This is a genomic window from Treponema sp. TIM-1 (genome assembly GCF_046533115.1).
GTDB lineage: Bacteria > Spirochaetota > Spirochaetia > Treponematales > Breznakiellaceae > JAIRMO01.
In genome coordinates, this window is the sequence record NZ_JAJQRC010000001.1 from 82,060 (window position 1) to 104,479 (window position 22,420).

22 protein-coding genes are annotated in these 22,420 nt (G+C 52.5%); 17 read left to right on the forward strand and 5 right to left on the reverse strand.

Annotated features, from left to right (window positions below; genetic code table 11):
• Position 1 precedes the first annotated feature (1 nt).
• The 12 genes from topA (at position 2) to fliJ (ending at position 12,332) form a co-directional block, all read left to right on the forward strand.
• Positions 2–2,191: a type I DNA topoisomerase gene (gene topA / locus LQZ21_RS00400; protein WP_411042112.1), complete on the forward strand. Its 2,190-nt coding sequence runs from the start codon at positions 2–4 to the stop codon at positions 2,189–2,191.
• Positions 2,178–3,092, forward strand: coding sequence for a tyrosine-type recombinase/integrase (locus tag LQZ21_RS00405; RefSeq protein WP_411042113.1), 915 nt, complete (start codon positions 2,178–2,180; stop codon positions 3,090–3,092). Before topA ends, LQZ21_RS00405 begins: the two co-directional genes overlap by 14 nt.
• Positions 3,089–3,670 (forward strand): ATP-dependent protease subunit HslV, encoded by a 582-nt coding sequence (gene hslV / locus LQZ21_RS00410; RefSeq protein WP_411042114.1) that lies wholly within the window; start codon positions 3,089–3,091, stop codon positions 3,668–3,670. Before LQZ21_RS00405 ends, hslV begins: the two co-directional genes overlap by 4 nt.
• Entirely contained in the window at positions 3,670–5,271 is a 1,602-nt protein-coding gene (gene hslU / locus LQZ21_RS00415; protein ID WP_411042115.1) for an ATP-dependent protease ATPase subunit HslU, read from the forward strand. Before hslV ends, hslU begins: the two co-directional genes overlap by 1 nt.
• 114 nt (positions 5,272–5,385) lie before the next feature.
• Positions 5,386–5,805 (forward strand): flagellar basal body rod protein FlgB, encoded by a 420-nt coding sequence (gene flgB / locus LQZ21_RS00420; protein ID WP_411042368.1) that lies wholly within the window; start codon positions 5,386–5,388, stop codon positions 5,803–5,805.
• A gap of 8 nt (positions 5,806–5,813) precedes the next feature.
• Complete coding sequence (gene flgC, locus LQZ21_RS00425; protein WP_411042116.1) at positions 5,814–6,275, forward strand: flagellar basal body rod protein FlgC; 462 nt, start codon at positions 5,814–5,816, stop codon at positions 6,273–6,275.
• A gap of 3 nt (positions 6,276–6,278) precedes the next feature.
• Positions 6,279–6,656, forward strand: a complete 378-nt coding sequence (gene fliE / locus LQZ21_RS00430) for a flagellar hook-basal body complex protein FliE (protein WP_411042117.1) — start codon at positions 6,279–6,281, stop codon at positions 6,654–6,656.
• 79 nt (positions 6,657–6,735) lie between these two features.
• Positions 6,736–8,442, forward strand: coding sequence for a flagellar basal-body MS-ring/collar protein FliF (gene fliF, locus LQZ21_RS00435; RefSeq protein ID WP_411042118.1), 1,707 nt, complete (start codon positions 6,736–6,738; stop codon positions 8,440–8,442).
• Positions 8,443–8,445: 3 nt separating this feature from the next.
• Positions 8,446–9,507 (forward strand): flagellar motor switch protein FliG, encoded by a 1,062-nt coding sequence (gene fliG / locus LQZ21_RS00440; RefSeq protein ID WP_411042119.1) that lies wholly within the window; start codon positions 8,446–8,448, stop codon positions 9,505–9,507.
• Positions 9,508–9,540: 33 nt separating this feature from the next.
• Positions 9,541–10,497 (forward strand): flagellar assembly protein FliH, encoded by a 957-nt coding sequence (gene fliH / locus LQZ21_RS00445; protein WP_411042120.1) that lies wholly within the window; start codon positions 9,541–9,543, stop codon positions 10,495–10,497.
• A 2-nt stretch (positions 10,498–10,499) separates the two neighbouring features.
• Positions 10,500–11,873, forward strand: coding sequence for a FliI/YscN family ATPase (locus tag LQZ21_RS00450; protein ID WP_411042121.1), 1,374 nt, complete (start codon positions 10,500–10,502; stop codon positions 11,871–11,873).
• 6 nt (positions 11,874–11,879) lie between these two features.
• On the forward strand, positions 11,880–12,332 hold the full coding sequence (fliJ, locus tag LQZ21_RS00455; protein WP_411042122.1) for a flagellar export protein FliJ: 453 nt from the start codon (positions 11,880–11,882) through the stop codon (positions 12,330–12,332).
• Positions 12,333–12,346: 14 nt separating this feature from the next.
• Here fliJ and LQZ21_RS00460 read toward each other — a convergent pair whose 3' ends face one another.
• From LQZ21_RS00460 to LQZ21_RS00480, 5 genes are read right to left on the reverse strand one after another with little or no spacing between them, the layout of a single operon-like run.
• On the reverse strand, positions 12,347–14,344 hold the full coding sequence (locus LQZ21_RS00460) for a tetratricopeptide repeat protein (RefSeq protein ID WP_411042123.1): 1,998 nt from the start codon (positions 14,342–14,344) through the stop codon (positions 12,347–12,349).
• Positions 14,341–15,105, reverse strand: coding sequence for a hemolysin family protein (locus LQZ21_RS00465; protein WP_411042124.1), 765 nt, complete (start codon positions 15,103–15,105; stop codon positions 14,341–14,343). The genes LQZ21_RS00460 and LQZ21_RS00465 overlap by 4 nt, the downstream gene beginning before the upstream one ends.
• A 14-nt stretch (positions 15,106–15,119) precedes the next feature.
• On the reverse strand, positions 15,120–15,581 hold the full coding sequence (gene ybeY, locus LQZ21_RS00470; RefSeq protein WP_411042125.1) for an rRNA maturation RNase YbeY: 462 nt from the start codon (positions 15,579–15,581) through the stop codon (positions 15,120–15,122).
• Positions 15,578–17,833, reverse strand: a complete 2,256-nt coding sequence (locus LQZ21_RS00475; protein ID WP_411042126.1) for an HD family phosphohydrolase — start codon at positions 17,831–17,833, stop codon at positions 15,578–15,580. The genes ybeY and LQZ21_RS00475 overlap by 4 nt, the downstream gene beginning before the upstream one ends.
• Positions 17,820–18,854 carry a PhoH family protein gene (locus tag LQZ21_RS00480; protein WP_411042127.1) on the reverse strand — a complete coding sequence of 345 codons (1,035 nt, stop codon included), beginning with the start codon at positions 18,852–18,854 and terminating at the stop codon, positions 17,820–17,822. Before LQZ21_RS00480 ends, LQZ21_RS00475 begins: the two co-directional genes overlap by 14 nt.
• Before the next feature lie 253 nt (positions 18,855–19,107).
• Between LQZ21_RS00480 and LQZ21_RS00485 the strand changes: the two genes are divergently transcribed.
• The 5 genes from LQZ21_RS00485 to map are packed head-to-tail and all read left to right on the forward strand — an operon-like array spanning position 19,108 to position 22,278.
• The gene (locus tag LQZ21_RS00485) at positions 19,108–19,752 is read left to right on the forward strand and encodes a V-type ATP synthase subunit D (RefSeq protein ID WP_411042128.1); all 645 of its coding nucleotides are present in this window, start codon (positions 19,108–19,110) and stop codon (positions 19,750–19,752) included.
• Positions 19,749–20,234, forward strand: a complete 486-nt coding sequence (locus LQZ21_RS00490) for a universal stress protein (protein ID WP_411042129.1) — start codon at positions 19,749–19,751, stop codon at positions 20,232–20,234. Before LQZ21_RS00485 ends, LQZ21_RS00490 begins: the two co-directional genes overlap by 4 nt.
• A 42-nt stretch (positions 20,235–20,276) precedes the next feature.
• Complete coding sequence (locus tag LQZ21_RS00495) at positions 20,277–20,684, forward strand: hypothetical protein (RefSeq protein WP_411042130.1); 408 nt, start codon at positions 20,277–20,279, stop codon at positions 20,682–20,684.
• Between the two features lie 37 nt (positions 20,685–20,721).
• Positions 20,722–21,501, forward strand: coding sequence for a DnaJ domain-containing protein (locus LQZ21_RS00500; protein ID WP_411042131.1), 780 nt, complete (start codon positions 20,722–20,724; stop codon positions 21,499–21,501).
• 3 nt (positions 21,502–21,504) lie between these two features.
• Positions 21,505–22,278, forward strand: coding sequence for a type I methionyl aminopeptidase (gene map, locus LQZ21_RS00505; protein WP_411042132.1), 774 nt, complete (start codon positions 21,505–21,507; stop codon positions 22,276–22,278).
• Positions 22,279–22,420: the final 142 nt, after the last annotated feature.

Below are 22,420 nucleotides of genomic sequence, written 5' to 3' on the forward strand. Positions count from 1 at the left end.
AATGGCGGTAAAAACCGAAAAAAAAGTTCAGCGAAATAAAACAGTCGAAAAAGATTCGATCGAAAAAAAGCGGTCTCCCAAAAAAACAAAGGATAAAAAGATCCTGGTGATCGTGGAATCCCCGGCCAAGGCTAAAACGATAGAAAAATACCTGGGTCCTTCCTACGTGGTAAAGGCATCCATGGGTCATCTCATAGATCTCCCCAAATCCAGGATGGCCATAGATGTGGATCATGATTTTGAACCTGAATATATCACCGTCCGGGGAAGGGCGAAAATCCTAAAGGAACTGCAGGGGGACGCGAAAAAGGCGGATACGGTACTCCTGGCCAGTGATAATGATAGGGAAGGGGAGGCCATTGCTTATCATCTGCGGAACGCCATTACCGCGAAAAACGAGCGGGTACCCATTCAACGGATCAGCTTTAACGAGATCACCCCCGTGGCGATTAAGGACGCCGTGGCTAACCCTTCAACCATCGACGAGTCCAAGGTCAACGCCCAAAAAGCCCGGCGGGTTCTGGATCGTTTGGTGGGGTATAACCTTTCACCCCTCCTGTGGAAGAAGGTTAAAAACGGCCTTTCCGCGGGACGGGTACAGTCGGTGGCCCTGAGGCTCATCTGTGAACGGGAAAAGGAGGTAGAGTCCTTTATTCCCGAAGAGTACTGGACCCTGGAGGCGGATTTTAAGGTAGGAAAATCCGCCTTTACCGCCCAGCTCGTGTCCTGGCAGGGGAATAAACCGGAACTCAAAAATGAAGATGCGGTTACGGTTATTATTGATAAGATAATCAACGCCGATTGTTTTGTTTCCGATATTCGGGAAACCGATAAAACCATTCGGCCAAAGCCGCCCTTTACCACTTCCCAGCTCCAGCAGACCGCGGCAAACCGGCTGGGTTTTACCAGTAAAAAAACCATGCAGGTAGCTCAACAGCTTTATGAAGGGGTAAACATCGGCAATTCCCGGGTGGGGCTTATCACCTATATGCGTACCGATTCGGTTCGGATCTCCCAGGTCGCGCTGGACGAGGTCCGGTCCTGGATTGGGGAACATTTTTCCCAGGACCTGCCGGAAAAGGCGGTGGAATATACCCTGGGGAAAAAAGCTCAGGACGCCCATGAGGCCATTCGGCCTACCTATATGGGTTATACCCCCGAGGAGGTAAAAGAATACCTTACGCGGGATCAGCTCCGGCTTTATACCATAATCTGGGAACGGTTTGTGTCAAGCCAGATGAACCCCGCGAAAACTAAGACCATAAGTATCGACATCCAGGCCGGCGAGGCGATTTTCCGTATCGCCGGGACCCGGATTATCAAAAAAGGTTTTTACCGGGTTATGAAACTTTTGGCGAATGAAAACAAGGGGAGCCCGGTTCCGTCTCTTAAAATCGGGGACAAGGTCAAGGTGGACAAATTCTACCCCGAACAGCATTTTACCCAGGGACCGGCCCGGTATACCGACGCGTCCATCGTTAAAACCCTGGAAGAAAAGGGTATCGGCCGCCCCTCAACTTATGCCCCTATAATATCGGTCCTTCTGGACCGGTACTATGTGACCCGGTCCAACAAGCAGTTGGTCCCCACCCTCCTGGGTAGGATGATCTGCGATATGCTGGTGGAATATTTTCCCCATGTAGTGGATGTAGGATTTACCGCGTCCATGGAAACCAAACTCGATGAAGTGGAAGAAAGTCAACTCCGCTGGCCCGACATGATCCGGAATTTTTATCACCCCTTTAAGGAGCAGGTTGACGAGGTAGGAAAAACCCTGGAATCCTTTAAGGGTACCTTAGACGAAGTGACCGATCATATCTGTGAAAAATGCGGGAAGCCCATGGTAAAAAAACTCGGCCGGTATGGTTTTTTTCTGGCCTGTTCGGGTTTTCCGGAATGTAGAAACACCAAGTCTGTCCCCCTGGCAAAATGTCCCCGCTGTGGCGGGGATATCGTGGCCCGCAAAACCCGGGGCCGGGGCAAGGAATTTTACGGATGTACCAATTATCCGGCATGTGATTTTATCACCCACTTTAAACCGATCAACCAAAATTGTCCCAAGTGCGGACAATTTATGGTGGAGAAATATGATAAAAAAAACGGATACCATAAGGCATGTATCAATCCTGACTGCGATTATCTGCATAGCAGCGAGGATTTTGATAAGGAGGAATCCGATGGAGGCAAATAATTTGGTTGAAGCCTATCTGGCCTATCTTCGTTCCGTGCGGGGAGTGTCGGATAGGACCATCCAGGCCTACGGTAAGGATCTGGCCAATTATTCAGCCTACTGTGAAAACCACGGGATGACTCCCGAAGGGGCAAGCGCCCATGGGGTGCAGGGTTTTATCGCGGACCTCAGCGCCGAAGGGATCGCCTCGGTGAGTGTTAATCGGGCCCTTTCTTCCATTCGGGGTTTTTATCGGTGGCTTCAGCGGTTTGATTTTAGATCCGATGATCCCTCCATGAATCTGCGTAACCTGAAAACGGCAAAACGGCTTCCGGCTTTTCTCTGGGAAGGGGAAATGGCGAGTTTTGCGGAACTCCCCGATAAGGCGGGTATTTTATGGCCCCTCCGGGATAAAGCCCTGATCCTCACCATGTATTCCGCGGGGCTGCGAATATCGGAACTGGTGGCTCTTACCCTGTCCTGTCTGGAGGGGGATCTTTCAGGTGCCCGGGTTATGGGAAAGGGGAACAAAGAACGGTATGTGTTTTTTTCCGATGAAGCCCGGGAAGCCCTGGGAGCCTATCTTCCCGGGCGGGCTTCCCGGGTTAAGGCGGCCCTACCCACGGATCGGCTTTTTGTTAACCGTAAGGGAGGGCCGATTTCCGTACCCGGGGTACGGTGGATAATAACCAAATATGCGGAACGGTCGGGACTGGAAAAAAACGTACATCCCCATGCGTTACGTCATAGCTTTGCTACCCATTTGGTTAATTCCGGCTGTGACGTGCGTTTGATTCAGGAACTTCTCGGTCACGCAAGCCTCTCCACCACCCAGCGGTACACCCATGTGGATATGGAACGGCTTAAGCGAACCTATCTTAAGGCCCATCCCCACGGCATGGGGAAAAGGAATAACCTATGAAAAAACTGAGAATGGAATTCCACGGTAACCAGATCCGTTCTACCACGGTTTTGGCGGTCCGCAGGAATGGACAGGTGGCCATGGCCGGGGATGGTCAGGTGACCATGGGCGAGACGGTGATGAAAAATAACGCCCGTAAGGTACGGCGCCTCAACGACGGCAAGGTGTTGTGTGGTTTTGCCGGGGCTACTGCGGATGCCTTTACCCTCTTTGACCGTTTTGAGGAAAAACTCAAGGAATACTCCGGGGATCTCGCCAGGGCGGCGGTGGAATTGGCCAAGGATTGGCGTACCGACCGTTCCCTTAGGCGGCTGGAAGCTCTGCTCCTGGTGGCGGATATCTCCAAGACCCTACTTATTTCCGGTACCGGGGATGTAATAGAGCCTGCGGAGCCTGCCCTGGCCATAGGTTCCGGGGGAAATTACGCCTATTCCGCGGCATTGGCCTATTTGGACGGCAGTACCCTTTCAGCCGCAGAGATCGCCCGGCGGAGTCTGCGGATTGCGGGGGATATATGTATCTATACCAATAGTCAAATTATCCTGGAGGAACTGGGTTCCGGGGAGGAGCATAAATAATGGCTGAAAATATTGAGAAGGGACCGGCGGAATTACCGGCAACCCCCGGAAAGGAATCAAAAAATCTATCCCTTCTCCGGAAGGAGCTTACCCCCCGGGAAATTGTCGCCGAGTTGGATAAATATATCATCGGCCAAAAAAAGGCCAAACGGGCGGTGGCGGTGGCCCTACGGAACCGAATCCGTCGGCTCAAACTGGAGCCGGAGGTCCGGGAAGACATAGCCCCAAAAAACATCCTCATGATAGGTCCCACCGGGGTGGGCAAGACCGAGATTGCCCGGCGTCTCGCGAAATTGGCGGGTTCCCCCTTTGTCAAGGTGGAGGCCACCAAATATACCGAAGTGGGATATGTGGGCAGGGATGTGGAATCCATGATTCGGGACCTCATGGCCGCGGGGGTCCAGATGGTAAAACAGGAAATGCAGGAAACGGTCGATGCCGAGGCCCGGAAGCGGGCGGAGGAAGCGTTGTTGGATCTTTTACTTCCGGGGACGGGGAAAAAAAGTACCGAGCATACCCCCCCTGAGGGGCCGGTAGTTAGACCGGTGGGAGCCTTTTCTATCAATCCGAACAATGGGGCCGGTCCGGGTTTGATGGGGGCGGCTATCCAGGTAGGGATCCCTGCCATGATGAACCGGGGATCGGATCACGGGACCGACGAGCCTGTGGTGGAACCATCCGTGGGTGAGGGAGAGGAAAGAAATGCCGCTTCGGCAAAGGCTTCTTCCACCAGGGAAAAATTCAGGGCCATGCTCCGGGAGGGTAAACTGGAAGACCGGATAGTGGAAATTACCATAAATCAAAATCCGCAATTTCCTGCCATCGAAATGATGGGGGGAGGGATAGAGGATTTAGAAACCAGCCTTTCGGGGATAGCGGGTTTTTTCGGGGGAGGAAAAAAGAAAAAGCTCCTCACCGTAAGCCGGGCCCGGGAGATCCTAACCAATGAAGAATCGGAAAAACTCATAGACCGGGACCGGGTAAGCGATGAGGCCCGGCAGCGGGTGGAAGAGATGGGGATAGTTTTTATTGACGAGATCGATAAGATCGCCGTCAAGGGGGATCGGGGAGGGGGCCCTGATGTGTCCCGGGAAGGGGTTCAGCGGGATATTCTGCCCATTGTGGAGGGGGCTACGGTAAATACCAAGTGGGGACCGGTAGATACAAGCCATATCCTTTTTGTGGCTGCCGGTGCCTTTAACATCAGTAAACCCTCGGACCTGATTCCGGAACTTCAGGGTCGTTTCCCCCTCCGGGTAGAGTTAGAATCCCTGGGGAAGGATGAATTCTTGCGGATCCTTACGGAACCAAAAAACGCTTTGACCAAACAGTATATTGATCTTCTGGGTACCGAGGAGGTGGAAATTGAGTTTACCCCGGAAGCCATAGAGCGGCTGGCGGTCCTGGCGGCGGATGTTAATTCCCGGCTGGAAAATATAGGTGCCCGCCGGCTGCATACCATCATGGAAGCCCTGTTGGAGGAGCTTTCCTTTGAAGCCCCCAACCTGGGCCCCACGAAGATACCCATCACCGAGGCCTATGTGAATGAGCGACTGGGGGATTTGGCGGTAGATCAGGATCTGGGGAGGTATATACTCTAGGGAGGGACAGGCAGGGGAAGGGAAATTTTTAAGTTTCTTCTTTCTAACTCCTTACCCCGCACCGATAATCCGCCGATAGTTTATATAGAAAAGTTTTACTTTTGGGAGAATATGATGAATATAGAAAATAATTTTACCAAAACCGTCGATATGATACACCGGGGCATGGATGTCAACCTCCTTAGGCGTAGTGTTATTGCCAATAACCTGGCCAACGCGGAGGTGCCTAATTTTAAACGGTCCGAGGTAAATTTTGAAAGTGAATTAAAACGGGCCCTGGAAACGGAAAAACTCAGACCCGCCCTGGAGTTGACCCTGACGGATCCCAAGCATATCCCCAACTGGCGGGAACGGGATTACCGGGACGTTCAACCCCGGCGGGTTTTGGATTACGTGAGTACCTCAAAAAACAACGGGAACAACGTGGACTCGGAACAGGAGATCATGGCGGCCTTGGAAAATCAGCTTTTGTATACCCTCATGGCTCAGGCGGAAACCTTTGAGTTTAGTCAAATCAATATGGTATTAAGGTAGGTTAGAATATGGGAATTTTCAGCTCCATCCAAATAGCTGCTACGGGGATGAGCGCCGAACGGCTCCGCTCCGATGTGATCGCCGATAATATTGCCAATGCTTCCACCACCCGGACCACCGAAGGGGGGCCCTATAAACGAAGCCGGGTGGTCCTCCGGCCCCGGGTTGAGGAGCCCTATTGGCGTTCCCCCTTCCTGCCGGAAATGCTGGATAACGGTCCCGGTCAGGGGGTACGGGTGGTAGAGATCCAGCGGGATACCAAAACCGAGTCTCGTTTTGTATATGATCCGACCCATCCGGACGCGATTCAAACCGGGCCCCGGGCAGGGTATGTGGAAATGCCCAATGTGGATATTGTTACCGAAATGGTGGATATGATCGCCGCATCCCGAGCCTACGAGGCAAACGCTTCGATTATAGACGGGTCCAAAAGTATGTTCCAGCGGGCCCTGGATATTGGAGGGAGATAATAGATGACTATATACCGGCCTGAATTAGTTACCGGGGATAAGGTACCCATGCGAGTAACCCATCCATACCATATGGTTTCCCGGCGGGAAAAATTTACCGCCGATGGTAAGGCCCTATCGGACCTGGGAAATAAGATCGGTGCCGAAGCGGTACTCCGTTCCGGTACTTTTGAGGATACTATGCTTAAAGCCCTGGACATGGTCAGCGCCCAACAGCAGACACCCGGCAATTTAATGCAGGTGGCCATGACCGATCCGGGAACCGTGGATGCCCACGATATAACCATCGCCCAGGCAAAGGCAAGTATGTCCTTGAATATCACCAGGACTGTTCTTAACCGCCTTGTTCAAGGTTGGAGGGATCTTATTAATACCCGCTAAGGCGGGATTATGGTGATCGGGGAATAAAATGCAGACCCCGGGTGGTTGAATAAAAAAAAGTTCTTCTGGGGAGGGGAATATGAAGGAATGGATAAAAAAATTTATCACCCAAATTAAAACTCTGTGGGGAAAATGGTCTTTGGTTCAAAGGATCGTCCTCATCGGGATCGCCCTGGCGGCGGTGGTAGGGGTGGTCGTATTGATATTGGTGTCTTCCTCGCCGACCATGGTGCCGGTTATCGACGTACCCATCCGGGATGAGGAAGCCCTGGATCGGATTGTTGCCCGGATCAACGATGAGGGGGTTAAAACCTCGGTTTCTCCCGCAGGGATCCTCCTGGTGCAGGATGAAAAAACCGCCCGGCGGCTCCGGTCTATTCTTATCCGGGAGGACCTTATTCCCTCGGGAACGGATCCCTGGTCGATCTTTGACCGGGAACGGTGGACCATCACCGATTTCGAGCGGAATGTGAACCTCCGGCGGGCCATCACCCAGATGATAATCGACCATATTAAAGCCCTGGACGATGTGGATAACGCCGATGTGGTGATCGTGCCCCCGGAGCGGGAACTCTTCCAGGCGGATCAAAACCCGGTGACCGCCAGTGTTATCATCACCCCCAAGCCGGGCAGTGATATTACCGAAAACCGCAAGAAAATAGAGGGAATCCAGAAGATCCTCAAATTTGCCGTCGAGGGCCTTAAAGATGAAAACATCGTTATCACCGATCAAAACGGTCTGGTACTTAACGACTTTGAAGGCATGGCCAACATAGACCGGCAAAATTTAATTGAACGGCAGCAGAAGTATATCCACCAATTGGAAGCCCATTACCGGGCGATTATTCTAAAATCCCTCCAGGAAACCTATACCACAGACCGGGTCCGGGATCTTAATATCAAGATCGATATGGATATGTCCCAGAAGGCCATCAATACCGATGAATTCTTTCCCATCACCATCCGCTCGGATAATCCCAATACCCCCTATGACGATTCCGAATTTGTCCGGTCCATCACCCGGTCCCAGAGTACCTCCTCCACCGAATGGGAAGGGACCGGCTTTAATCCCGAAGGCCCCCCGGGTACGGAGGGACAGACTACCCCGGCTTTTCGGGATATGTCCAACCTCTATGGGAAGGTTAGGCAAGAAACGCTGACCAACAATGAGGAAATAAACAAGCGCACCATCCAGGAAGAACGGAGTCCCACCATAGATCGGGTTACGGTTTCGGTAAATATCGACGGCCAATGGAAATGGAAATACGATGAAAAGAAAGATCCGGTAATCCTTTCCGACGGATCTATTGAACGGGAATATAATCCGGTTGCGCCGGAGGATCTGCGGGCTACCGAGGTGTTAATTCAAAACGCCATCGGTTATAATCAAGCCAGAGGGGATGCGGTTACGGTGGAAAACATCCGCTTTGACCGGACCCGGCAGTTTGCCGAAGAAGATGCGGCTTACTTCCGGGCAAAGCAGATCCAGACCACTATTCTGGTCTTTATGGCAGGGCTTGTCGTTATCCTTATCGCTTTTGTGGCCTTCCGGTTGATTTCCCGGGAGCTGGAGCGGCGCCGGCGTCTGCGGGAGGAGGAACTTTCCCGGCAGCATCAGATGATGCGGGAGAGTGCGTTACGGCAGGCGGAAGAAGAAGGGGTGGAAGTTTCCATGTCCGTGGAAGAACGGAAGCGGATGGAGCTTCAGGAGAACGCGGTCAATATGGCCAAGGAACATCCCGAAGATGCGGCTCAGCTCATCAGAACCTGGCTTTTGGAGGAATAGGAAATGGCAAAAACAACAACATCCGGTACCTCCGGCGGAGCGGCGGGAGGTAAAAAGAAGGGCGGAAAGGAATTTACCGGCCGACAGAAGGCAGCCATATTTCTGGTCAGTATGGGATCGGATATTTCTGCGGAAATTTTTAAGCACCTCCGGGAAGATGAAATTGAAACCCTTACGTTTGAAATTGCCCGGCTTGAAACCATAGAACCGGAACAGAAGGATGCCATCTTAACGGAGTTTACCGAACTCATGATGGCCAATGAGTTTATTACTACCGGGGGTATTGATTATGCCCGGGAACTCCTGGAGAAGTCCCTGGGAAGCCAGAAGGCTATCGATATCATTAACCGCCTTACCTCAAGCCTTCAGGTGCGGCCCTTTGATTTTATCCGGCGTACCGACCCGGCCCACCTTCTCAACTTTATCCAGCAGGAACACCCCCAGACCATCGCCCTGATCCTGGCGTACCTGGAGCCCAATAAGGCTTCGATCATATTACAAAACCTGCCCCATGAGGTACAAAGTGATGTGGCTAAACGGATAGCTACCATGGACCGGACCAGTCCGGAGGTACTCCGGGAAGTTGAACGGGTGTTGGAGAAAAAACTCTCCACCTTGTCTAACGAAGATTATACCGCCGCGGGAGGGGTAGAGAGTATCGTGGAGATCCTTAATCTGGTGGATCGTTCATCGGAGAAGCAGATCATTGAGGCGCTGGAAGATGAGGACCCTGAACTGGCGGAGGAGATCAAAAAACGGATGTTCGTCTTTGAGGATATTGTATTGCTTGCAGACCGGGATATTCAGAAGGTTCTGCGGGAAGTGGATTCCCAAGAATTAGCCAAGGCCTTAAAATCGGTGGATACCGAAGTTCAGGATAAGATTTTCCGGAATATGAGTAAGCGGGCCGCGGGGATGCTCAAGGAAGATATGGAATTTATGGGCCCGGTCCGGCTTAAGGACGTGGAAGAGTCTCAACAGAAGATCGTTTCCATCATCCGGCACCTGGAGGATACCGGTGACGTCGTGATCGCCCGTACCGGTGAAGACGAATTAGTGGTATAAATGGATATGGAAAGGAGTTAGTAAGGGGCAGCTATGACCAAGGCGGTATTCCGGCCCGGTGAGGTCGCGTTAAGTGATGAAAAGGTATTCCTCGAACCTCCCTATACCTTTGCCGAGCTTTCCCATCTCGCTCCTCCGGAGGAGAACTCTGAAGAGATCCAGCTTATGGAGGAGTATACCGGTCCCACCGCGGAGGAGCTGCGCCAGGCGGCGGAGGAGTTTAAAGCCCAATGGGACGCGGAACGGGAAAAAATGATCAAATCCGCCCAGGCGGCGGCGGACCAGATCATCAAAGATGCGGAGGAAAAGGCCCTTCGGGAGATAAACGAGAAAACCGAGGAAGCCCATAACCTGAAACAGGAAGCGGAGGCGGAGGCGGAACGGATCCTGGCCGAGGCCCGGGAAAAGGCCGCCGCCATTGAAGCCGATTCCCACAGCGCCATTGAAAACGAACGGAAGGAGGTGGAAAGCCAGAGCCGGGAAGCGGGGCGGGAAGCGGGCTTTGCCGAAGGGAAGGCCGAGGTTGAGCGGCTCATTGAAAGAACCCGGACCGTCCTTGAACGGGCCCAGGATAAACGGATGGAAATACTGGGGGAAACGGAACAGCAGATCATCGATCTGGTACTCCTTATTTCCCGGAAAGTGATCAAGATTATCTCTGAAAACCAGCGGAACGTGGTGATCTCCAATGTGGTCCAGGCGTTGCGGAAGGTCAAAGGCCGGGGTAATATTATTATCAGGGTAAATCTGGTGGATGTAAAATTAACCACCGAACATACTAAAAAATTCATACAACTTTTGGAAGGGACCCAGTCCGTTCAAGTGGTGGAGGATTCCTCGGTTGATCCCGGAGGGTGTATTATTGAAACCGATTTTGGCGAAGTGGATGCCCGGATTTCCAGTCAGCTTGCGGAACTGGAGTCTAAGATCCTGGAAATGTCCCCGATAAAAACCATGACCAAAAGCGGGTCCTCTTCGTTGGGGGCCTGAATATGGAAGCCACCATCATCGCTAAATATTTGGATATCGCCGAACGGATAGATCCCATAAAATGTGTGGGCCGGGTCATAAAAGTACAGGGACTTCTTATTGAAAGCCGCGGCCCCCAGGTTGTTATGGGGGAAGTCTGCCGTATCGAAGTCCCCAGGGGTAAGGGCCTTATCCAAGCGGAGGTGGTGGGTCTCCGGGAAGAAGTGGTACAGCTTATGGTCTTTGAAGAAACCGCCGGGCTTGAAGTGGGGAGCCGGGTGATCGCCTCCGGCAGCTGTTTGGAAGTAAAGGTCTCGGATAAATTACCGGGCAGAGTTTTGGATGCCCTGGGGAACCCTATCGATGGGAAGGGGGATATTGAGTCCCCCCTGCGGTATCCCGCTGCAGGGGCGCCCCCGGACCCGCTGAGACGAAGGCGGGTAACCCAGCGGATCGCCACGGGGGTACGGGCCATAGACGGCCTTTTGTCCGTAGGCCGGGGACAACGGATGGGTATTTTTTCCGGGTCCGGGGTGGGTAAGTCCACCCTTTTGGGAATGATCGCCCGGAATACCAATGCCGATGTGAATGTGGTCGCCCTCATAGGGGAACGGGGCCGGGAGGTAAACGATTTTATTGAAAACGATCTGGGTCCGGAAGGATTAGCCCGGACCGTGGTAGTGGTTTCCCCCTCAAATTCCCCCCCCCTGGCACGACTTCGGGGCGCCTATGTGGCCACTGCAGTGGCGGAATATTTCCGGGATCAGGGACAGGATGTGATGCTTCTCTTTGATTCGGTTACCCGTTTTGCCCGGGCCCAGCGGGAGATAGGCTTGGCCGTCGGAGAACCCCCCGCAACCCGGGGATATACCCCCAGTGTTTTTGACTCTATGCCCAAACTGCTTGAACGCTGCGGTACTTCGGACCGGGGTACCATCACCGGTTTTTATACTATCCTGGTGGACGCCGATGATATGGATGAGCCCATAGCGGATACCGTCCGGGGAATCCTGGACGGTCACATCGTACTTTCCCGGCGTCTCGCCCAGGCCTATCACTATCCCGCTCTGGATATCCTGGGCAGTGTTTCCCGGCTTGCTCCTGTGGTATCAGGTCCGGTTACCAATAAGGCGGTTGGGTATATACGGAGACTCATGGCGGTTTATGCTGAGGCCGAAGACCTCATCAATGTGGGGGCTTACCATGCCGGCTCTAATCCCGCCATTGATGAAGCGATAGCCCAAAAAAAAGCGATTGATGATTTTCTTATCCAAGAGGTTGATGAAAAATCTTCGGTAGTGGAGACCCTTGCGGCTTTGGCGAAAATATCCAATATAGCGATACCGGTGGAGGAAATGACGGTTTATAAAAAATCCCCTCCCGCCGCAGGGGAATAACCAAGGGTGAAAAGGTTTAGATTTAAACTTGAAAAAGCCTTAGATCTGCGGCTCCACCGGGAACGGGAAACGAAAATAGCGCTGGGTAAAGCGGTCGGGACCCTTTCCTTTATTGAACATAACCTGGAAGCATTAGCCCGGGAACGGCTCAACGCGGGGGAGGAACGGTTTTCGCCCGCCTACGGCACGGCGGACATTCTGGTCCATGATTTATATATCCGCCGGTTGGAAGAAACCCAAGATCGGCTTTTACAGGAAGCGACGGCGGCGGAACTCAAGGTTGAGGAAGCCCGGGACGAATATCTGGAAGCATCCCGGGATCGGAAGGTTCTGGATAAAATTAGAGAGAAGCGGTGGCAGGAATATAAAAAAGCCCGGGAGGATGAGGCGATAAAAAACCTGGACGATATTTCCGGGGGCGTTTCGGCCAGGAAGATGACCGCCCACGGAGACCTATAGGCAGGAATATCCTGCTACCGCAGGGTCCGCAGAAGGGTCCGTAATTCGGGGTCCGCCATGGGGGCGCCGGACTCGGCGTTTTCCGTTTTTTGGGTTTGCAGAATTATTTCGTCCCCCGGCGCCACCTGGTCAAAAAATCCGTTTCGACTTATAGTACCGGAGGATACCTCTTCGTCAATGTTGTTGATAGTCAGGGTACCTACCACATCCTCCGCCGTGTAATAGAGCCCTATCCCCTCATTGAGAATCAGCGGCCGGCCTTTTTTGACGATCTCGTAGACCGCATTTTCCGTGACCCCGTCCGCCTTCCCCTTATCCATAAGGCCCTGGGCGGCCCTGCGTTGTACCAGTTCCCCCCGGAAGGGCAGAGATACCCCCAGTTGTTCCACGATACTCCGGGAGGCATTCCGAAGCCGGTCCGTCCCGGTTCTGAAGGTCGAAAAGGTCCGCGCCGGGGAACCGGTACGGCCCACAAAAAGTTCCCCCCCCAGGGAAAGGTCCCGCTCGCTTTCGCCGGCGGTGATTATTAAAAAATAATCCGCCCCTCCCTCCCGGGCGGCCCGGAAAGCCTGGGAAAAGGAAGCCTGCCGTAATTCCAGATCCATGGGTTGTATGTTCCGGTCATGGATGAGCAGATCCTTGATATAGGCGGAAGCCACCGCCCCGGCATCGACATGAAAAAAAGCGGATTGGGAATTCACCGAAAAAACCGCCACCTTCCAGTGCCGGCGGGACAGTTCAATCGGATCCACGGACCAGCGTTTAAAGAGGGCATCGGCTAAGAGGGCATCGTAGGTTTCCACCGCGTCGTTAATCGTGGGATCCGCCATACCCCGGTCCTGCAAAAAACGCAGTTCCTCCAGATACCGGGCAGGATATCCCAGGATCCGCAGCAGCTCCGCATATTCCCGCCGGTCCTGGGCATACGGGTTCAGCCGTAAACCCCGGCGGTATTCAAAAAGGGCCTGATCCACCAGATTACGGGAACGGAAATCCCGGGCCCGGGAAAAATGCCAGGCAGCCCAACGGATACGACCGGGATCTTCCAGACCGGTACTGCCGATAAGGATTTCCTCCAAGGAGGAACGGATAAATTCATCATCCGGATCTATGACGGAAGCCGTGGAAAGGACCGAGATAGCCTCGGCATTCCGCCGCAGCCGTATATATGACATCCCCTTGAGATACCAGGCGCTGGTATCGTTTCGGTTCAGGGCAATGGCCTCATCGGCAAGCCGGGCGGCCTCTTCGTATTGACCCGATCGATACCGAAGGGATGCCAGGAGGGATCGGGCGGGGCCGTATCCGCTTTTGTAAAACAGGGCCTGTTCCACATACCGGATCGCCGTGGGGAACCGTTCCGCCTTGGCATTAAGATAGGCGGCATAATAGTAAATCCGGTAATCTCCGGGGTGGGCTTCCAGGGCCCGTTCAATATAGGAAAGAGCTCCCGTGGTATCCCCCAGGGAACCTAAGACCAAGGCCAGGGAGACAAGGACCCGCCGGTCATCGGAATAACGCCGGACCGCATCCCGGTAACGGGCAACCGCGTCTCCCGATCTGCCCCGGGCTATATCCAACTCAGCCTGGGCAAAGAGGGCTTCCTTGTTATAGGGCTCCCGGGCAAGAACCTCGGCGATAAGCGCCGAAGCCCTGTCCAGCTGGCCCAGGGCGACGAGGATAAAGGCCTCCAGGTTGGCCAGATCCAGGTTTCCCCGGGCCAGGGTCCGGGCCTTCCGTATCCAGCTTAGGGCCTGATCGAATTCCCCCAATTCATAGTAACACTCCGCCAGGGCGGCGGTCCCCTCGGCATGGGCCGGATTAAGCCGAAGGCATTCCAGGAAGGATTCGGCGGCGGAATACCAGTCCTCGCCGGTCATATAGGAACGGCCCTGTTCGTAATAAAAAGCGGCACCGGTCTGGGCATGGAGCAGGGGACTGCCCCCTAAAAAAAGGGCCGCCGGAAAAAGAACCAAAAGGAGGGCCCGGAGAACCGGGGAATACCGCATCATGGGTTATCCTCTTTTTTTTGGACTATTTTTACCGTATTGATCTTATGGCCTTCCATATCCTGAATGATAAAATCATATCCTCCGTATTCGGCCTTTTCATATTTTACCGGAATTTTACCGAAAAGGTCAAAAACAAACCCTCCCAGGGTATCAAAATCTTCAACCGGCAGTTCCACCCCAATTTCCTTGACGAGATCCTCCAGATTGACCCGGGTATCACAGAGGTAAACCCCTTCTCCTAATTTAAGCACATCCTCGGTCTCGTTGTCGAACTCATCCTGAATATCCCCGACTATCTCCTCAATGATATTTTCCATACAGATGATACCCGATACTCCCCCGTATTCATCCACCACCACGGCGATATGAACCCGTCGGCGCCGTAATTCCCTAAGGAGATCCCCGATCCGTTTTGATTCGGGGACGAAAAAGGGTTTCCGCAGGAGATTCCGGATAGTAACGGAACCATCATGGACCAGGCTTTTCAGAACATCCTTGACATAGAGGATCCCCACCACATTATCGATGGTTTCTTTATAAACCGGAAAGCGGGAATGTTCACTGTCGGCAATCCGCTGTAATAGTTCGTCCGACTCGGCATTTATTGAAAGAAATACCGTATCTATCCGGGGAACCATAATTTCTTTGACCGTGGTATCCGTTAACTCCATCACCCCCCGGATCATATCCCGCTGATCCGATGCCAGGGTCTGATAGATTTTAGGGTCTATTTTGGTATCATTTTTTTTAAAAAGTTTCATAAAAAAACCTGGACTCATAAAAGAATATACTCCCCGGCTAATTCCGCCAGGAGACGTTCCTGTAATTGAAGCATGGGTTCGGTCTGGTCATTGGTATCATGATCATACCCGTCCAGATGAAGGATACCATGAATTAAGAGACGACGTAACTCTTCATCCGGGGAAACGTGAAAATATGCCGAATTTTCCGCGAGGAATTCCAGGGATATGACCACATCCCCAGGTAAATACCGGCTTTTTCCCGTATCGTCGTCGGGTATGGCGGCCCCCAGGGTAAAGGAAAGGACATCGGTGGCCTCGTCCTTGTTTCTGAAGCGGGCATTAAGGGAACGAATATAGGCATTATTACAGAGGAGGACCGAAAGATCCCAGCCGTCCCGGTGTAAACAATCCAATACCCGGAGGGAATAAGCGTGGAGACGGTTTTCCCAGGATGGGAGGGGAACCTCCTCGGCTCGTACCGCGACCCGGTTCATGGGTAACCCCCCTCGGAATCTCCCCGGCCGCTGCCGGAAACCGGTATTTCCTTGGGGGACAACTTGGGGTATTCGATTCGGGAATGATAGTACCCCGCCAGGACCCGGACAAAGGCGTTTTTTATGGTTTCCAGGTCCCTAAAGGTCAATTCCGACTCTACCAGCTGTCCGTGTTCGACCTTGGCCATGATTAGTTCCTGAATGAATTTTTCCAATTTGGAAGCGGTAGGCTTTTTAAGGGTCCTGGTGGCGGCTTCCGTTACATCGGCGAGCATTACCACCGCCGATTCCCGGGAATGGGGGGGTCTGCCCGGATAGGTAAAATCTTCCATATTAACCTGGGATTCCCGCTTGAGGGCCTCGTGGTAAAACCAGCTTATTACCGAATTACCGTGATGTTCGGCGATGATATCCAGTACCTCTTGGGGCAGGCCGAGGCATCGGGCTTTTTCCACCCCCAGTTTTACATGACTGCGGATCACCGTGGCCGAAAGCCGGGGAGCGATATCATCGTGTTTATTATAGGCGGTCTGATTTTCCACAAAATAATCGGGCTGTTCCATCTTTCCAATATCGTGATAATAGGCGCCGACCCGGGCGAGGAGGGCATTTGCCCCAATTTCCTGACAGGCCGATTCGGCCAGGTTCGCTACCATTACCGAATGGCTGTAGGTTCCGGGCGCAACGGTAAAAAGCCGCTTCAGGATAGGGGAATTAAGGTCCGAAAGCTCTATCAGCCTGAAAATAGTCGCCGCATTGAGGAGATGCTCCATGAGGGGGAGGAATCCTAAAACCAACATACCGGAACCGATGCCATTAAAGGCTCCCGCAAATATAATGATCGGATATTCGGCGAGGGAGCTTTTTTGAAGGAGGAGGAGCACCACCACCGCGATACTATTGGCAACGGCTATTACAAACCCCGCCTTAACCAGGTCCATCCGCCGTTCCGCCCCCTGAAGGACAAAGGATGCGGTAACCGCGGAAGTGAGGGCAAAGATATATGAAAAACTATCGAAGGCCCCGGTTAAAAAAGCCCCCAAGGGCAGGACCATTGCCAAGGCAACCGCCATTCGGAAACCGAGCAATATGGAAGGCAGCATGACCATCAGGGCGGTGGGGATCAGGATAGCCACCGGAAAATCCCGGATTTCAAAGGTAATACCGCTTACCAGCGTCGCATAGGTAAAATAAACGAACACCAGGGCGGATAAAAAGTAAACTTCCCGGGGAGATAAGAGCCTGCCCACGGTACGGCAACTCCCTAAAAAAACAAATAAGCCGTAAAGCAAAAGGAGGATCAGGATATTTCCGATGATAATCCGGGGGTCCCTAGCGGAAAAGGACATATTCAGGGCCCGGAGCTTAATCATATCCTCGGAACTTATGATAAATCCCTTTCGTATTATTTGTTCCCCCCGTTGGATCTCTTTCTTAACCGGCTCAAGATTTGCCCGGACTTCCGCCAGGCGCTGTTCCGTATCTTCCCGTGAAAAAAAGACATTTTCTTTGATAAAGGGGGAAAGGAAATCCGGAAGAACCGAACCATAGGCGGCGGGGTAATCTGCCCCGGCAATAAACCGGGTCACTTCTTCCCGTACATTGGTTTTAGTGAGGAGTTGGTTAAAGGGTATCTTTTCCCGTTCGGTCCTGGAGCCTGAATTATGGAGCAGCTCCACCAAATCAGGATTGTACATTTCCAGGCCCGTTTGCGGCAGGGCAAAAATACCGATCTCAATCAGGTGTTCCAAAATGAATAAACTATGGATGCTAAAGGCATCCCGGTCAGGGGTATTAAAAAAAACATTCAGGGCCTCATTGAAAAAGGTTCCGGGAAATTCCGCGTGGACGGCGAATTGATAGGCCTCTAAAGAAACGTTCCTTTGAAAAAGCTCCTTCGAGAAGGTGATGAACTCTTCATAGGCGGTCCGCATCTCAGCGCTGGAAGTATGATTGTATTTAAACACCGCCGGAACCAACCGTTCTTGAGCCGCCAACCTGAGGGCGGTGGCCTCCTCGTCAATATACGAAACGGATATTTCCGCGGTTACGTCCCGCTCGGCTACCTTACCCGCTTCAAATTCCCGTAAATTCCGGTGGAAACCTCCGTCTTTTCGCATACCAGTGATTATCACCAGCGCGGAAAAGATAAACGCGATAACCGTGGCAAGGGCAGGCCCCAGTCTAAGCCGGGAAGGTCTTAAGGTTTTAAAAAAGATGCTGCCGCCCAGATCGGCATTATTTTTTTTCATTATCATAGGCTTGTATAATTTTCTTAATCAGGGGATTCCTGACCACATCGGCGGTATTAAGATAAGCCACATGGAGTCCTTCTATCCCGGATAAGATGGAAAGGGCATGTAAAAGCCCGGAATCGATCCGCTTTGGGAGATCTATTTGGGTGGTATCCCCGGTAATTACCGCCCGGGCCCCTTGTCCAATTCGGGTAAGGAACATTTTCATCTGTTCTTTGGTGGTATTTTGGGCTTCATCCAGAATTATCATACTGTCGTTGAGGCTCCTCCCCCGCATATAGGCCAGGGGAGCGATTTCTATGGACCTGGTTTCCTCCATCCGGCGTATAATTTCGTAGGGTATCAGGGATTCCATGGCGTCATAGAGGGGCCGCAGATAAGGGTTAATCTTTTGCGTCAGGTCCCCGGGCAAAAAACCAAGGTTTTCCCCGGCTTCCACTACCGGACGGGTCAATACCAATTTGCGTATTGTCTTTGATAATACCAGCCGTAGGGCTTCGGCGATGGCAAGATAGGTCTTTCCCGTCCCGGCGGGCCCCACACAGAAGGTTATATCGTGGGACCGGATACCCTGGATGTACAGAGCCTGATTCTTCGTCCGGGGAAAAACCCGGTTAAACCCATGGGGAATTTGAATGAGGGCTTCCCGCATAAGCTCCGGGCCGGCCTTAAGGGATAATTCCCCCTCCTTCAACTCTTGACCTTCCTCCGAAACGTCATCCTCCGGGGACCGTACCCTGTCCCCCGATCCAAAGGGGGGAAGTATCCCGACCAGAGCCTGGACATATTCCGGAGAAGGACTTTGTCCCTCCCGAACTGCGGCTATTAGGCTATCCATCATCGTTTGGAAACGCCGGGCCCTGGCTTCATCAACCCCTTCAAGCCGGATCTCGTTCCCCCTCGTAGCGATACGCCCCCCCAAGGATCCTTCGATAACCTTCAGGTTCCCGTCATTGGCGCCGCATACTCCGGACAGAACCTCCCGACTGTCCAAAACGATGGTAATACTATCCTCCAAATAAACCTCTATGAGGGCAGTTTAATCCCCCCCGGAAAGGAAGTCAATAGTTATGCCAAGGATCCGGTCTTTTAGCCCTTTATCCGGCTAAGACAGGAAGGATCGGAATTCCCTTCTTTTTCCGGGTTAGCGGCCCTGGTTTAAAATTCGATATTTTAAACCAGGGCCTTCAATTAATAGGAGGTAAAATACCGTCTTTTGTATTGTTAAACCCCTCTCAATATTGTAGATTGTAAATCATGGAGAAAGGAATTTGGCCCGGGAACAGATAGCCCCCACAAAAAGCAATCTTCTCAGGGTAAAGGAACGGCTTGCCACCGCCGAGGAAGGTTATGACCTGCTGGAACAGAAGCGGGAGATCCTGGTCATGGAACTCATGCAGAAGGTGGAGCAGGTAAAACTCCTGGAACGGGACTTAGACGCCCGGGTGGCCACCGCGTATCCCGCGTTAAAACGGATGCTCATCGTGGTGGGAAGGGAACGGGCGGATCGGCTTTCTCAGAATATCCGCTATCGTTTTGACCTGCGGGAAAAACGGATCCTTGTGGCGGGAATGAACCTCCCCAGTCTTGAAGTCCGCCTTCCCAATGCGGAATTAAAATATTCTCCGGCGAATTCATTTGCGGAATGTGACGAAACCGTGTTAGAATTCTTTGAGTTATTAAAGATCCTCACCGAATTGGCGGCGGTCAGAACCATTACCTGGCGGCTTGCCCGGGAGGTGCGTAAAACTCAGCGGAGGGTAAACGCCCTTGAAAAAATGGTGATCCCCACCGCCAGGGATACCAAACAGTATATTGAATCGGCGCTTGAAGAAAGGGACCGGGATGCCTTCTTCACCAGCAAATTATTAAAAAAGAAAGGAGTTGCCAGTGCAACCTTTAGGGGCAAAGCATGATTAAGCCATTATTTTCCAATATTGTTGTTGCGGTTTCGGGTTCCGACGCTTCCATCTTGGCCGCCAAGTATGCCATCGTCATGGCAAAGCTTTACCGCTGCCGCCTTTCCGCGGCCTATGTAGTGGATACCGCCACTATCCGTCAGCTTACCCTGAGTAAAATCTTTATTCAGGAAGAAAGTCTGGACTATGAAAAGAGTCTTGAGGCAAATGGGGAGCGGTATCTTTCTTTTGTGGAGGAATTAGCCCGGGCAAAGGGCGTAAAGATCGAGCGGGAAATGCGTCGGGGCGCGGTATATACGGAAATTCTCGGGGTGGCGGATGAAAAAAAGGCGGACCTCATCGTTTTGGGGGGATGGGAAAAAGACCGGAGCGCCCGGGATATTATCTCCCACGCCCACCGGGAAATCATGGTGAATGCCAAATGTTCGGTGTTTTTAGTAAAGGAGCCGTCTATTGATCAGATTTATAAACAGGCTTAAGGGGGGGCTTCTTTCGCAGCCCAAAGCCCAAGGATGTAGGGTATGAGGATAGCAATTATAAGCGCTCCGGCGGTGAGAAAAGCGGTTCCCGATTATGTGACCGCCCTGGCAAAGGGTATGGAATCCATGGGGCACCGGGTGGATGTATTGGATGCCTGGACCGGAGACGGCTTCAGGCTGCCGGGATATGAATATATCGTGGTTACCGCCGAGCCGGTATCGTTATTTGGGGGAAAACTTCCCGAGGTGATCCCCAAGGTATTGGCGGCGGCCGGCAGTTTGGGTGGCAAAAAAAGTGCCGCCTTTCTCAAAAAAACCACCCCCTTTACCGCAAAAGCTTTATCGAACCTCATGCGGGTCATGGAAAAGGAGGGAATGTTGGTGAATTGGAGCGATATTATTCTCTCCGCCGCCCAGGCGGAATTTTTAGGGAAACGGATAGGAGCATAGGGAGGGCGGAGGCTTGTTTCTCCCGTAATATTTTTACATGATGGATAATTATTATAGTCTCCTGGGGATAACACAAAACGCTTCCCCCCAGGATATTAAAAAAGCCTTTCGTGAACAGGCAAAGCGCTTACATCCCGACATTGCCGGGGCGCCGGCGGCGGAAGAGATGCGGAAGCTCCTTACCGCCTACGAGGTTCTCTCGGACCGGGAAAGGCGCTATGAATATGACCGGGCCTATGGCCGTTTTATCGATGCCTATCATTTTGATTACCGGAATTTCCTCCGGGAACGGTCCGATGATCCCGGGAGTCAGGCCAAGCTGGTATTTTTTAGCCTCCTCCACCTGGAAGAGGAGGAGGCCTTGGCTATTTGGCGGTCCCAGGGGGGCTTGGATTTCCCCATGGAAAAATACCTTGATCGGGAAGACTGGATGGATTGTACCTTTATTCTAGCGGAGGAACTGGAAAAACGGCAATGCTATTATGAGGCATTTATGCTTTTAACCGCCCTGGTTAGGGAGGAACGACGGCTGCCCTATTTCCGTCACTTTATGGGCGAGGTTGAAACCTTTCTCAAAGAAATTGTCCGGTTGAAGCTTAGACCATCGGTGGAGCCAGAAATCTATGTGGAGTGTATCGAAACCCTCCTGGAAATGGGTTTTTCTCCCAAGGACGAGGCCCGGTGGATGCGTTCCATGGCGGAAGTTTTGATCCATCTGGGGGAACTCCGGGGTGCGGAAGCCGTATTTCGGGAAGCCCTGAAGCGGGATCCTGGCCTTCCCAATACCATACGGCTCCGCAGAATGTTACAGGTATAAGCCATGATCCGTTTAAAAAACGAAAAACAGATCGAGGGTATCCGCCGGTCTTGCCATATGCTCAGCGCCATGTACCGGGAACTTATCCCCCTGGTTAAGCCGGGGATTGAAACCATAGAATTGGACAAATGGGCCCAGAACTGGATAAAGCAGCGGGGAGGGCGTCCCGCCTTTTTAGGATACGGGCCAAAGAACAACCCCTTTCCCGGGGCCCTGTGTATTTCCATCAACCAGGAGGTGATCCATGGAATTCCCTCCCGGCGAAAAATAGCCGAGGGGGACCTGGTTTCCCTGGATTGCGGCATTGATCTGGGAGGGTATATCAGCGATCAGGCGGTAACCGTGGAAGCGGGTAGGGTGGACGAGGTTTCCCGCCGGCTTAACGCGGTCACCCGGGAATGTCTTTACCGGGGAATCGCGGCGGCCAGAGCCGGTGACCGGCTTCTCCAAATTGCCCGGGCGGTATATGCCCATGCCCATTCCCAGGGCTATGGGGTGGTCCGGGACTTCTGTGGTCATGGGGTAGGGCTGGAGGTTCATGAGGACCCCCAGGTTCCTAATTATCCCCACGGTCCAAACCCGCGGATGACCGGCGGCCTGGTAATAGCCATTGAACCCATGATCAACCTAGGAACCGGGGATGTTAAGGTTATGAAAGACGGTTGGACCGTAGTTACCACCGATAATAAACCTTCCGCCCATTGGGAACATACCGTAGTCGTTTATAGGGATCGTACCGAAGTTTTAACCGATAGTATTGAAACCCTTCAAGGATAAAGCTGTAACTATTCGGATAATTTATTATTATTAATATATATGAGGCAGTTTCAAAATCGGGTTTTTTTGTTACCGCTTCTTATGATTTTTCAGCGGACCGGCTTAATTTAGGGCTTAACCCGCTTTTTGCAAGGTCGGTTTC